Source organism: Halovenus amylolytica, assembly GCA_004015825.1.
In the GTDB taxonomy this organism is placed as follows: domain Archaea; phylum Halobacteriota; class Halobacteria; order Halobacteriales; family Haloarculaceae; genus Halovenus; species Halovenus amylolytica.
In genome coordinates this window covers 146982-158967 of sequence record SAYS01000005.1, presented here as the reverse complement: position 1 = coordinate 158967, position 11986 = coordinate 146982, and the positions used below count along the sequence as shown (strand labels likewise).

Sequence of the window (11986 nt, the reverse complement as noted above, 5' to 3'; positions counted from 1 at the left end):
GCGCTCAGTTCGCGGTACTTACGATCTTGATCACGTCTCCCTCTTCGAGTTCGTGATCCTCGCCGATCCGGCGGTTCTCCCGGGCGTCGACGGCGTGGAGATACCCCTCGCCGATATCGGAGTGGACGGCGTAGGCCAGATCCAGCGGTGTCGAGCCGGTCGGCAGGAGGTGTGCATCCGGGAGCATCCGCCCCTTGCTGTCGGTCCACTTCGTCTCGTTTTCGACCGGGTAGGCTGTCAGGTGGTCGAGAACGTCGTAGACCACGGTGTCGAGAGCCTGCTGGACGCCGGTACCGCCCCAGTCCTCGATAACGTTCCTGACTTGCTCCAGCCCCTCGCGTTGCTGATCGCTGACATCGTCGCTGACGGTAAATCCCGGGTCTCCGGGGTCGTAGTCGACGAGTCCTGCCTGTGCTCCGCGGCGGAGCGCGAGTTCGCCATCTGCACTCGTCGGAATAACGACGTCCGCTGCCTCGCGCAAACGGTCGATGTTCCCCTCGGGGGCGATGTCGGCCTTGTTCGCGACCACGATCAGCGGCTTGGTCTGCTCGCGGAGATCACTCGCGAGTGATCGCTTCAGTTCGTCGGTCCACTCTCGGGGGTCGTCTGGGTACGCTATATTTCGGAGGACGAGTGCGATGTCTGCCTCAGTCGCGCCGACGCCGGTCAGCATCTCGCCGAGTGCGTCGTCGATATCGAAGCCGGGTGAGCGCGACTGGCGCTCGACGGACTCCCAGTTGCGTTCGACGATCGAGGCGATCCAGCGATCCATCTCTTCTTCGATGAAATCCAGATCTTCGACCGGGTCGTGTTCACCGACCTCGACGGGTTCACCCTCTTCGTTGGTCCCTCCGGAAGCATCGACGACGTGCAAGATCGCGTCGGCGTCGGTCAGTTCGTCCAGAAACTGGTTGCCCAGCCCGCGACCCTCGTGTGCGCCGGGAACAAGTCCAGCCACGTCGTACAGTTCGACCGGGACGTAGCGTTTGCCGTCCTCGCAGTTGTCGCTGTCACAGCGCTGGTCGCGGTCGAGACAGGGACACTCCGTGCGCGCGTAGCTGACCCCTCGGTTGGCGTCGATCGTCGTGAACGGATAGTTCCCGACGTCGACCTCGGCCATCGTCGCCGCCGTATAAAAGGTAGATTTCCCGGCGTTGGGTTTGCCAGCGAGTGCAATAGAGAGCATAGGCTACCTTTCAACCGCCGAGGAAATGGTTTTTCGGTTCTCGGGAGTCAGTCACCGCCGGCCTCGGCTGGCTCCTCGGACTCCGGTTTCCCGTCTGCGCCATCGTCGGTCGATGGCTGGTCTGCCTGCGCTGGCTCCTCGTCGGCTACCTCGCGCCCCGACGACTCGGGAACCACAGCGTCGTCGATGACTGGCTCGGAGACCATCGACATCTCCTCGCTGGCTCGGATGCCGCCTTCGACGGTTGCCTCGCGGTGGACTTCGACGTACTCACCGGAGACGTCGCCACGGATTCGGGCCTCCGGCCCGATCCGGACCGTTCCTTCACGGGTCGTCACGTTGCCGGTGACGTCGGTCTCGGCACCAACTGTAATCCCCTCGCGCGCTCGGAGACTACCGAAAATCTCGTTTTTCCGGCCGACGACGAGCGACTGGGCACGGATGTTTCCGTGGAGTCGACAGTTGTCGCCGATCCGGCCGGGTGTCGAAACCTGCCAGGCGTCGTCGCTGACGCGACTGCCCTTCGGAATCAACACTGGCTTTTGGTCGTTTTTTTCGTCGACGAGCGATTCGACGAGCTGCTCGGCGGCTTCCTCCTTGCCGATTCGGAGCAGTTGCGAGAGATACATGAAGAGGAAGACGATCGTCGGCATCGGATCGCGGATGATGATTCGGCCGTTCGCGTCGAATCCTTCTTCGATCTCGACGTCGTCGCCGATGTCCAGGTCGCCGGCAACGCGAAGGCCCCCCCCGATCTTGATTCGCTCGCCGAGGTAGGCATCATCTCCGACGAGGACGTTGTCGGCCACCTCACACCAGGTATCGAGCCGGCAGTCGCCCTCGGCTTCGATGTGGCCGCCGAAATCGACACGTTCGCCGGCGATGACGTTCGCCGCGCGGACGCCGAAGCCGACCGTACTTTGACTCCCGATGATCACGTCACCCTCGGTCACCAGGTCGTGCTCCTCGACGTGGATTCCGTCCGGAATCACGAGCTCGTCGAGGGGGTCTGAACGAAACGTCGGCACACCAATAAGACTGTTTTCGGGCGTATTAAAGCCCGAGGGAACGTCTGACGGGCGTCTGACGTCTGGCTGACGGAAACTCCGGACACGTGAACCCAAGCCCCTAAGCTTCCGAAACCCCAGTTATCGAACAATGAGTGAGGTAGCTGCAGAGACACGGGCGGAGGCCGTCGTGGACGCGCTGGGGCTGTTGTATCACGACAATCTCGATCCCGAGGAGTTCATGTTGTTTCCCCAGAACCGTGGCGCTGTCATCGAGACCGACGCCGAGGTGAGCAACTGGCAGGAGACCTTCGGCGGCCGCGCTGCCTTCGAGTGTCTCGTTCGGACGATTCTGAGTCAGAACACGAGCGACACGGCGAGCAAACCCGCTCACGAGTCGCTGCTCGAACGGTTCGATTCCGAAGATGGTGACCTCGCGGAGTCTCTCGCTGCTGCCGAGCACAGCGAACTCGTCGAAACGATCAGATCCGCGGGGCTGTACAACCAGAAGGCGACGAAGATTATCGGTGCAGCACAGCGGGTGCTCGACGAGTACGGCTCCGCGGCGGCGTTCGAGGAGTTCGTCACCGGCGAGGATCCCGCGACCGTGCGCGAGACACTGCTCTCGATCGACGGTGTCGGGCCGAAAACCGCGGACTGTGTCCTGCTCTTTGCCGGTGGCCGCGGTGGTGTCTTCCCGGTAGATACCCACGTCCATCGGATCGCTCGCCGAATGGGTCTCGCGTCCCCTGATGCGGACCACGAGAACGTCCGCGAAGCACTCGAAGCGGCTGTGCCCGAAGAGAAATGTGGCTTCGGACACACTGCGATGATCCAGTTCGGCCGGGAGTACTGTTCTGCACGCAAGCCCGCGTGTCTCGACGATCCCGAGGCCTGCCCGCTCGCGGAACTGTGCGATCAGGTCGGTGTCGATCCAATCGAAGGGACTGTGATCGACCCCGCCGAAGAGGGTGAGGGTTTATGAGGGAACACGCGACCAACTTACCGCGTGCGCTCGCTCGTAGTCGCTATCGCGGTAGTCGCCGTCCTCGGGGTCGGTCTGGCTCCCACAGCGACGGCACACGCTCCACAGCAATCCAACCAGCCGACTGAAGAGCCGGCAATCGTCGAACTGTATCCGAATCCAGTCGCAGACGACGATGCGGGTGAGTTCGTCACAGTCCAGTTCACCGAGGGCACCGATCCGAGCGAGTACACACTCACAGACGGAGAGACAGCGGTCCCGCTGGCGGTCAGCAACGTCACAGCAAAACACTCCAAGAATCGATTAGTCACGTTTTCTACGGATCCCAATACAACAGCGCGGGTCACCAATCGAACAGTCCGACAGATCCCCGACCGATTGCGACTTGCGAATACTGGAGAGACAGTCCGTTTGCTTCGAGACGACACCGTCGTCGATACCGCCACCTACGACCGAGCTATCGAAGGCGAACTGTACGACACAGCAGACGAGGGATGGTCGCCGCTCGGCGCAACCGATCGCGCCACCATCACCGCAAAGGGTGGAACCGTCGAAGCGTTCGTCCTCCCGGACGAACCGGACCGGGCTCTCGAATTCGTCGAACAGGGACAGGAGCGCATCCTCCTTGCAGGCTACACCCTCTCCTCGCAGCGAGTCGTCGAGACCCTCATCGACGTAGCCGACCGGGATGTCACGGTTGAGGTACTCGTGGACGGCTCCCCAGTCGGCGGGATGAGCGGTGCGATGGCCGCGTCACTGGACGAACTCACACGAGCCGGCATCGAGGTCCGCGTTCTCGGCGGCGAGCGGGCACGGTACCGGTTCCATCACGCGAAATACGCTATCGTCGACGACCGTGCGCTCGTGACGACAGAGAACTGGAAGCCGGCAGGTCTCGGTGGCCAGTCGAGTCGTGGCTGGGCGGTCATCACGGACCAGCAGCCGATCGTCTCCGAACTCGTCGGGACGTTCCGGGCCGACTCTGGCTGGGTCGATACGGTTTCCTGGCAGGAGTTCGACGATCCGACGCTCGTCGACGACGAGCGATCCAAGGACACCTACCCCTCGAAGTTTACCGTCGAATCGCTCCCTGTCGACCGGACAGAACTACTGCTCGCGCCCGATAACGCCGAAGGGCGGATTCTGGAGACGATCGACAGTGCCAACGAATCTCTCGACATCAAGCAGGTTCGGATCGGCAATAGGGGACTCCCCTTCCTGCAGGCCGTCCTCGACGCTGCCCGGGGTGGCGTCGATGTCCGGATCTTGCTCGGGAGTAGCTGGTACGTCGAAGAAGAGAACAGACAGCTCGAACGCTGGCTCGAAGAGCAGGCTGCTGCCGAGGATCTCCCGCTGGAGGTTCGGCTTGTAGATCCAAACGGCGCATTCGAGAAAATCCACGCCAAGGGGATGATCGTCGACGACGAGCAGGTCCTCCTGGGGAGTCTCAACTGGAACAACAACTCGGTAAGAGAAAATCGTGAGGTCGCGCTCCTGATCCAGAGCGAGTCGGCCGCAGCTTACTTCGGCGACGTGTTCGATTCAGACTGGTCGGCTGACAATCAGCGGCGACTTCCTGCCGGACTCGCGCTCGGTGGACTGTTCGTCGGGGTGCTCGCGATCCTCGCTGCGAGTCGGCTAGAGTTCCAGCCGAGTTCATAGCGAATCGCCGCGCGCTATCACCGTTCGGAGCGGGCACCCGGCTGTCCCTGTCGAGGGCCCGCGAACTGTCCCGAAAGCCGAAAAAATCCGGCTAAAATCGGCTTAAATCGGGCTGTAGATCGCCAAAACGGCCTGAATCCGGCTGTAGGGTATTTCCCTCTTATGTGGCTGTCTCACCCAGCACCGGATGCAATGAGCGCACAAAAACTGCTGACGATCGCCGTCGCATCGGCACTGCTGCTGGGCGCCGTGGCCGGAGTCGGAGCGGCCGCGCCCGCAGACGCAGCGAATGATACTGCACAGACGCCTGACCAGACAAACGCAGACGAAACGAACGAGACCGCAGCTGAAGAAGACCACAGTGACGAACGCACGGACGCCCGTGAGAACCGGCCGGGAGCTGACCAGCGGCCTGACGCTGCTGCCGATCAGTCGGATGCTGCTGACAACCGAGCCGGCAACGCAGGTCCGAGCGGCGGGCTTCCGGACCAGGTCCCTGACCACGTCACTCAGATCCACGAGACCATCAACTCCTTCCTCGATGGCTCCGTCGAGAACCTCGGCGAGTCCCTGAGCGAGATGCTCTCGGACGGCGACGACGAGGCAGACGAGCAGGCAGATGCTGATGAGGCCGACGAGGACGAACAGGCCAAAAACGACGCGATGGACGACGCGGACGAGACCGAAGACGAGACGGACGATGGTGACGCGTCGGAAGATAGCGACGAAGACGGAGACAACGAGGAGACCGAAGACGGTGACGACACCGAGGCAGACGCGTAACACGATCGGAATACCCATCCGTTCATCACGTAATTAATTATCGACTACCATGACTGATTCAACACTCGATAGACGGACGTATCTCGCCGGAGTCGCCGCTGCCGGTGCAGTCGGCCTCGCCGGCTGTTCCGGAAGCGACGGCTCGGGGACAGAAACAGGAACACTCGCGACGAACGTAACAGACCAGCCCGGTGACATCGCGGACTTCGAGTCCTGCGTCGTCACGATCGTCGGCATGTGGCTGGGAACCGAGGAGGCGGAAGCCGACTCCGATGCTGAAGACAACGAAACTGACGACCCCGATGCCGAAGAAGCGAACGGCGACGGGAGCCGGGAGTACTACGAGTACGACGAACCACAGGAAGCGGACCTGGTCCAACTCCAGGGCGAGAGTACCCAACTCGTCGACGAACGGGAACTCGACGTTGGAGCGTACGAGTACGTACAACTCGATACGGACGGCATCGACGCGACACTCGACGGTGGCGAGTCGGCGACGGTCGAGGTACCCGGTGAGGCACCGCTAACGTTCAACGCAGCCTTCGAAATCCGGGCCGATACGGTGACCTCGTTCACCGCCGACTTCACCCCGGTCAAGCGTGGACAGTCAGGCGGCTACATCCTGCAGCCAGTGGCCCAGGGAATCGCTGTCGAGTACGAGACAACCGTTGACGAAGAAGCAGACACTGGCGATAACGAATCGTCCGACAGCGAACAGTAGCGAAACCGAGCCCCGCCGAACCCTCCAGACAGCTCGCTTTTATTCGGGAATTACGGCCGAACTCCCGAGTTCTTCGTCGATCGCAGCGTCGGCCATCTTGTCGACGAGCACGTCGATGACCTCCTCTCGCATCCCCTTGACGAACTTGATCGAGCCGACGACGAGGTGTCCGCCACCGCTGACGCCGCCGCCTGGAACCTCCTCTTTCAGCTCTGCGACCATCTGCGGGATATCCAGACGGACGCCATCGGAGCGTAACACGGCGAAGTCCGGCCCGAAGCCGATCGTAATCACCGGGTCACCGGTCTCTTCGACCTTCTTGTCGTGGATCTTGCCGGTCGTCTTGCCTGGTGCGGGGTAGGTGAACCGTCGGGCGTGGCGTTCGACGTCGATCCGGAACAGGCGTGCGCCGTTGTCGAGACTCTCTTCGGTGACGTGTTGCATCGCAGCCTCCAGCTGGTGGTCGACGTCCCGTTTTGCTCGCTCGGTCAGCAGATCGACGACCCGCTCGTGACGGTCGCGGTCGTCGCAGTTCACGTTCAGCAGATCGTTGACGAACTCGCGGCCGTCGTTGTATTTCAGCCAGTAGGTCGCGTAGTCGAGCGCCTCACCGATATCACGGAGTCGGACCTTCTCGTAGCCTTTCCCCTCGGCCAGTGCGAGATAGTCGTCCATCGCCTCGCTCTCGGAGCGATCCGAGATGCCCGCGACTGCCGGGACGTGATGGAGTTCCTCTGTGATCTCGGGATCGATCATCCGGGCGACCTCGACACACATCATCCCCGTGGTGATCCGGTAATCCTCGTCGTAGAGATATGGGTTGACGTGTTGTTCGACGAGTCCTTCGACAGCCTCCGGATCCGGGTGGTGGTGGTCGACCACGAGAATCGGCACGTCGTAGTGGGCCAGATTCCGGTACGCTGGGGTGTCCTCCTCCGTGCTTCCGTTGTCGAGCATCAAAAAGAGGGGGAGCTTCTGGCCGTGACGGGTCTGATTTTCCAGCGCGAAGTTCAGATCCCGCGTGACGTCTTCGAGTTCGTAAAACGGCGCTTTGCTCGGTAGACGTTTGAGCAGGTGCCGCGGTGCCTCTGGGTCCTCCCACGTCTCGCTGATGAACCGTTCGAGGGCGTACTGCAGGGGAACGCTGGCACAGAGGCCGTCACCGTCAGCGTGGTGGCGAATCCGGATCGGTCGACCGGAGAGCACCGTCTCGCGGAGTCGCTGGGCGACCGCTTCGAGATCGTCCCAGAGCTTCTCGAAGGCTGGCCACTCGACGAGTGGCTCGATATCCGGAATTTCGGTCGTCTCTGCCTTGCTCGCTGCCAGCTCTGTGTCCGCCTCGACTCGCTCCTCGTCGGAGAGCGCTGTAATCTGGTCGACTTCGAGCTGTCGGTACGACTCCCGGGATTCGAGTGTGCCAGAGACACGAACAGTGTCGTCGAGCTCGATCTCGGGGAACGCCCGGATGCCGGCCTCTTCGAAGGCAGCACAGGGGATGACCCGGTTGCCGGTACGAACCTGGAAGATCGTCGGGCCGCCGGTCTGTTTGATCTGGACGACCTGTCCTTCGACGAACACCTGTTCGCCGACGAGCTCGTCGAGATCGCCCGCTGCTTCCGTGCCGGGACCGACCTGGCGGGTTTCGTACTCTGCGACCTGTACTTCGACGAAACTGACGTCGCCATCCTCACGGACGTCGTCGAGTTCGACGATCAGTTCGTCACCGACGTCGTAACTGCCGACGAGATTCGAGCTGTGGACGAGGCCGGACACGTTCTCCGACGCGTCGACGAAGATGCCGTACTCGACGACACCGTTGACTGTTGCGTGATACCTGCTTCCTTCCTCGATGTCGTCTATCGTACACTGTGAATCAAGATCGAAGACGATCGTGGTGGAACTATCGAAGTCGGTACCGTCATCCCCGGTACCATTGGGTGTAGACATGTTGTCATCGTACGGCGCTTGATGGTTTTTAAGCTTCGATATGTCCCTGGGTAACCTGGCGATAGGCGATATCCGGAATGCTTAGAAGGCGGCAGTCCCGATTTCCTCCAATGGGAGCCTCTTGCTGTCCCGGTACCGTCTTTATCACCACAGTCACTACCACGTTCGACGGAAACCGTCCCCGCGGTGGACAACGGGGTGACTGGCGATGAGGCGAGTCGTCGCACAGGGGACGTTCGATATCCTGCATCCCGGGCACGTCCACTATCTGCAGGAAGCGAAGTCGATGGGCGACAGATTACACGTGATCGTCGCCCGCGAAAACAACGTCACCCACAAACCCGATCCGGTCGTCCCCGCTGCCCAGCGTGTCGAAATGGTCGAAGCGCTGGAGCCGGTCGACCACGCCCGACTGGGACATCCATCCGACATTTTCGTCCCGATCGAGGAGATCGATCCCGACGTGATCGTGCTCGGTCACGATCAGCACCACGACGCCGAGGCCATCGAGACACAACTGGCAGAGCGCGGCGTCGACTGTGCGGTCCGACGGGCCAGCGGACGGTCTGCGGATGAGGACGAACTCCTCTCGACGGGCCAGATAATCGACCGGATCCTCGCGACACGAACCTGATCACTCCGGTGTGCCGACTTCGAACGATAGCGGTGGCGAACGCCAGATCTGTTCTCCATCACTGAGGATGTGGACGATCAGTTCGCCCGCTCCTTTTTCGAGCCCTTCGATCGTTGCGACTCCGTCCGACGTCTCGACCGCGAGCAACCCCTCCGGCGTCTCCTCGGTCGGTTCGATTTCGAACTGGAATTTCGTCCCCTCCCCGGATGGAATCTCGTCGAGATCCGGATCCAGGATCCAGATATCGTACTGCTCGCGGCTGCCGGTCGGGATCTCGAGTGGGGCCTGGTGCCACTCGCCGCCGTCCCCGTGCCAGTGGATCTGGGCCACTCTGTTTTCGGTCCCCCGCTCGTAGAACTCGACCGGAAAGGCCGGGCTCATCACCTCCCCGTCGATGCGTAGCCCCTCGTAGACCTCCTCGTCTGGCTCGTCGGAGGTCGTCTCGTCGTCGCCGCCACCTCCGTTGCTACAGCCGGCGAGTGACACTGTTCCCACTCCACCCAGCCCGAGTAGATACTGCCGCCGATCTATTTCCATCTTGGTTGGCCGTAGTCGCTGATCGCGGTCGTTTGTTTCCCGGTTTGACGGACAGTCCGCAAGACCGCAGCCCTCGACACGATCAGGACACCTCCACCGTCACCGGCGGCATATCGATGAAGGTCGTCTCGTACCCCTGGTGTCGTGCGACCTGTGGCGGCGTTTCGACGACGATATCGAACGTGTCGCCGCCTGCGAGGTCGGCAGTCAGGCCGTAGTGATGCCCCAGCTCGCTGTCGAGTGTCTGTGTCAGCGATCCCTCGACGTCCCCCTCGACCGAGAGGGACATATCGGGCAACGGGACCCGGTTGTACGGGGTCCGCGGCGAGACGAACAGGTAGTCGTCACCGTCTGCCAGCCGTGAAGAGCCGAGCTGTCGGACGACGAAATCCGCCTCACCACTGCGCGGCACACCCAGATCGGTGCCCGGGTACGACTCCGCGGCCGGCAGACCGACCCCCGGAGCCATGCCACCCATCCCATCTCCGTGCCCCATCGGTTCGAGCGCTCCGGGTTCACCCCACCGCTTCTCGTCGAGATACTCGACCTCGTCTGCCGCCGTTATGACGAGGTCCGTGTCGTACTCGAAGCGAAATTCGGCCGTCGCGCCCTCTTCGAAGCGGTCGCTGAACGCACCGGTTTTGCGGGTGTCGATCGGATTCAGATCCACCTCGACGTCGTAGCCGCCAGATTCCGGGAACTGGATGTTGTCTCCGAAGTGAAACCCCATCTCCTGTGAGATCATCGGCCAGGGCTGGCGACGGTCGATCTGCTGACCCTCGCGCCGAATCGTCATTCCCAGCCCGATATCGACTGGCAGCATCTTCCCGGTCTCGGCGTCCCAGACTGCGAACATGAAATGCAGCCCTCTCCCCCTCGGATCCGTCTGTTCTGGCTCGTCGTCGTTGCCCCGCATCAGCCAGAACTGGTGCTGGAGGGTGTGGTGTGGCAGGAGCATGTACTCCCCCGCCTGGATCGGATCCAGCATGGTAACCGGTGATCTGTGTGACGGCAGGTACACCGCATCTGGTGGGTCCTCGATCTGGGACGTGCTGGCGGTCGGGGGCTCTCCCCCGTCTGTCGAGTCGCCGTCGTCGTTCGGTCCGGACTCTGTCCCGTCCGAACCGAGACAGCCCGCCAGCCCGACTGCCGCGGCTGTTGCTGTGGCGAGAAATCCTCGCCGTGACACCCGATTTGTCGACGCCTCTCTCTGTGTACTGTCTTCGAACATAGTTACTGTCTCGGCAGAGATCGCTGTCTTCGTGGCGGAACGAGGAAGTTTCCCCGTCGGTTGACGAAAATGTACTGCAGGATACCGTTGTTGTGGGACTGGCCGACCCCGCTGCCGGCGAGATCAGCGCCGGCCATCGCCTCGCGTACGCGGACGAAGTCGGCGACGCTCCGCTGGTGAACCAGGAAATGGACGCCCGGAAAATCACCGTCGACCGTGTTGAAATCCCGCCGGAGCAGTGGTGGGGTGCCGTCCTCGTCACGGGCGCGAGCGGCCTTCTGTGCGTGACCGACGAGGCCATCGGCTGCGTCTTCGGCAGTCCGATCGACGAACTGCTCGATCCCCGTCGACGCACCGAGTTCCTCGCCGATGCCGGGAACGAGATCCTGCTCCGCGTGCTCCGGGCTGAAAAGCTGGGCCACACGCAGGAAGTGATCGTCCTGTTCGAACCAGGTCCGTAGCTGCAGGTCAAGTGACTCGACGTGTGTGGTCGTCCCGCCCTCGTAGGGACCGTCCTGGATCGTAACTCGATCTTCCGGAGCCTGACTGTTCGCGAAACCGCTTTTGAATCCCATAAAGAAGGGTGCGTCTTCGGGGACCGAGTCGGGGACTGCGTCCATCTCGGTGTACTGTGCCGGCAGACCTTCGCCGACGAATCCGGTCCGGCGGGGCTGACCGCGTTCGAAGACACCTTCCAGCGTGGCGTCCATCTCGACTCCGTTCGGTTCAGTTCCCTCACCGAGCAGCGCTTCCTCGGCTTCGAGAACGACCTCCGGATTATTACTCGCGAGGTGGACGAGCGTGTCGAACTCGTCGAGTTCGGGATCTTCGGAACTCGTGATCGCAGTCGGCTGTGGGATCGGTGGCTCGGTACCGATCTGCTCGAAATACGACGAACCGTAGCCGACGGTGAAGAGTAATCCATCAGGATCGTAGGCGTAGGCTCGTTCCAGGGATCGAAAGGCGGTTTCGACTCGCTCTCGGTCGGCCTCGTCGGGAACGCCGGCCAGATCCAGCGCGAGCAGGACGTGGTGTTCTGGGGGTCGGCTGTTCCCGGCCTCGTCTCTGTCGAGTACGTCGTTCCATGCGTGTTGTCGTGACGGCCGTTCGTCTGGGGTGCCCGTCGGGACAGTCTCCTCGTCGACAGTGTCGAGACAGGCTGCCAGTGCGGCCGTGCCACCGGCAGCGACCAGTCCCCGCAGGTAATCCCGTCTGGGGAGGGTATCGGGATCTGGCAGTTCCATCGACAATATATAGACACGCTCTCTTTTTTGTTATTCTGGTACGATCCTC

The 11986-nt window shown here is 62.1% G+C and carries 11 protein-coding genes; 5 read left to right on the top strand and 6 right to left on the bottom strand.

The window, feature by feature from the left end; genetic code table 11:
• Positions 1-4: 4 nt before the first annotated feature.
• Positions 5-1186 (bottom strand): redox-regulated ATPase YchF, encoded by a 1182-nt coding sequence (locus EOW68_RS05525; RefSeq protein ID WP_128224159.1) that lies wholly within the window; start codon positions 1184-1186, stop codon positions 5-7.
• A gap of 47 nt (positions 1187-1233) precedes the next feature.
• Positions 1234-2214 (bottom strand): polymer-forming cytoskeletal protein, encoded by a 981-nt coding sequence (locus EOW68_RS05520; protein WP_128224158.1) that lies wholly within the window; start codon positions 2212-2214, stop codon positions 1234-1236.
• 130 nt (positions 2215-2344) lie between these two features.
• On the opposite strand from EOW68_RS05520, the gene EOW68_RS05515 reads away from it, so the two are divergent.
• The 4 genes from EOW68_RS05515 to EOW68_RS05500 all read left to right on the top strand — a co-directional run bounded on the left by EOW68_RS05515 (position 2345) and on the right by EOW68_RS05500 (position 6344).
• Complete coding sequence (locus EOW68_RS05515; RefSeq protein ID WP_431358761.1) at positions 2345-3178, top strand: endonuclease III domain-containing protein; 834 nt, start codon at positions 2345-2347, stop codon at positions 3176-3178.
• Positions 3179-3202: 24 nt separating this feature from the next.
• Positions 3203-4840, top strand: a complete 1638-nt coding sequence (locus tag EOW68_RS05510; RefSeq protein ID WP_128224157.1) for a phospholipase D-like domain-containing protein — start codon at positions 3203-3205, stop codon at positions 4838-4840.
• Positions 4841-5032: 192 nt separating this feature from the next.
• The gene (locus EOW68_RS05505) at positions 5033-5623 is read left to right on the top strand and encodes a hypothetical protein (protein WP_128224156.1); all 591 of its coding nucleotides are present in this window, start codon (positions 5033-5035) and stop codon (positions 5621-5623) included.
• A gap of 49 nt (positions 5624-5672) precedes the next feature.
• A complete protein-coding gene (locus EOW68_RS05500) occupies positions 5673-6344 on the top strand; it encodes a DUF4382 domain-containing protein (protein ID WP_128224155.1) in 672 nt (223 codons plus the stop codon).
• A gap of 39 nt (positions 6345-6383) precedes the next feature.
• Here EOW68_RS05500 and han read toward each other — a convergent pair whose 3' ends face one another.
• Complete coding sequence (gene han / locus EOW68_RS05495) at positions 6384-8291, bottom strand: Hef-associated nuclease (protein ID WP_128224154.1); 1908 nt, start codon at positions 8289-8291, stop codon at positions 6384-6386.
• 208 nt (positions 8292-8499) lie between these two features.
• Between han and EOW68_RS05490 the strand changes: the two genes are divergently transcribed.
• Complete coding sequence (locus EOW68_RS05490) at positions 8500-8925, top strand: FAD synthase family protein (protein WP_128224153.1); 426 nt, start codon at positions 8500-8502, stop codon at positions 8923-8925.
• On the opposite strand, the gene EOW68_RS05485 is transcribed toward EOW68_RS05490, so the two are convergent.
• The 3 genes from EOW68_RS05485 to EOW68_RS05475 form a co-directional block, all read right to left on the bottom strand.
• The gene (locus EOW68_RS05485) at positions 8926-9462 is read right to left on the bottom strand and encodes a hypothetical protein (RefSeq protein WP_128224152.1); all 537 of its coding nucleotides are present in this window, start codon (positions 9460-9462) and stop codon (positions 8926-8928) included.
• A gap of 82 nt (positions 9463-9544) precedes the next feature.
• A complete protein-coding gene (locus tag EOW68_RS05480; protein WP_128224151.1) occupies positions 9545-10693 on the bottom strand; it encodes a twin-arginine translocation signal domain-containing protein in 1149 nt (382 codons plus the stop codon).
• Positions 10694-10695: 2 nt separating this feature from the next.
• Positions 10696-11937 (bottom strand): DUF7405 family protein, encoded by a 1242-nt coding sequence (locus EOW68_RS05475; RefSeq protein WP_128224150.1) that lies wholly within the window; start codon positions 11935-11937, stop codon positions 10696-10698.
• Between the last annotated feature and the right edge of the window lie 49 nt (positions 11938-11986).

Bases quoted from the DNA above. Each gene is read 5' to 3' on its own strand.
- EOW68_RS05525 (WP_128224159.1), bottom strand. From the start codon at position 1,186: ATGCTCTCTATTGCACTCGCTGGCAAACCCAACGCCGGGAAATCTACC.
- EOW68_RS05515 (WP_431358761.1), top strand. From the start codon at position 2,345: ATGAGTGAGGTAGCTGCAGAGACACGGGCGGAGGCCGTCGTGGACGCG.
- EOW68_RS05505 (WP_128224156.1), top strand. From the start codon at position 5,033: ATGAGCGCACAAAAACTGCTGACGATCGCCGTCGCATCGGCACTGCTG.
- EOW68_RS05500 (WP_128224155.1), top strand. From the start codon at position 5,673: ATGACTGATTCAACACTCGATAGACGGACGTATCTCGCCGGAGTCGCC.
- han (WP_128224154.1), bottom strand. From the start codon at position 8,291: ATGTCTACACCCAATGGTACCGGGGATGACGGTACCGACTTCGATAGT.
- EOW68_RS05490 (WP_128224153.1), top strand. From the start codon at position 8,500: ATGAGGCGAGTCGTCGCACAGGGGACGTTCGATATCCTGCATCCCGGG.
- EOW68_RS05485 (WP_128224152.1), bottom strand. From the start codon at position 9,462: ATGGAAATAGATCGGCGGCAGTATCTACTCGGGCTGGGTGGAGTGGGA.
- EOW68_RS05480 (WP_128224151.1), bottom strand. From the start codon at position 10,693: ATGTTCGAAGACAGTACACAGAGAGAGGCGTCGACAAATCGGGTGTCA.
- EOW68_RS05475 (WP_128224150.1), bottom strand. From the start codon at position 11,937: ATGGAACTGCCAGATCCCGATACCCTCCCCAGACGGGATTACCTGCGG.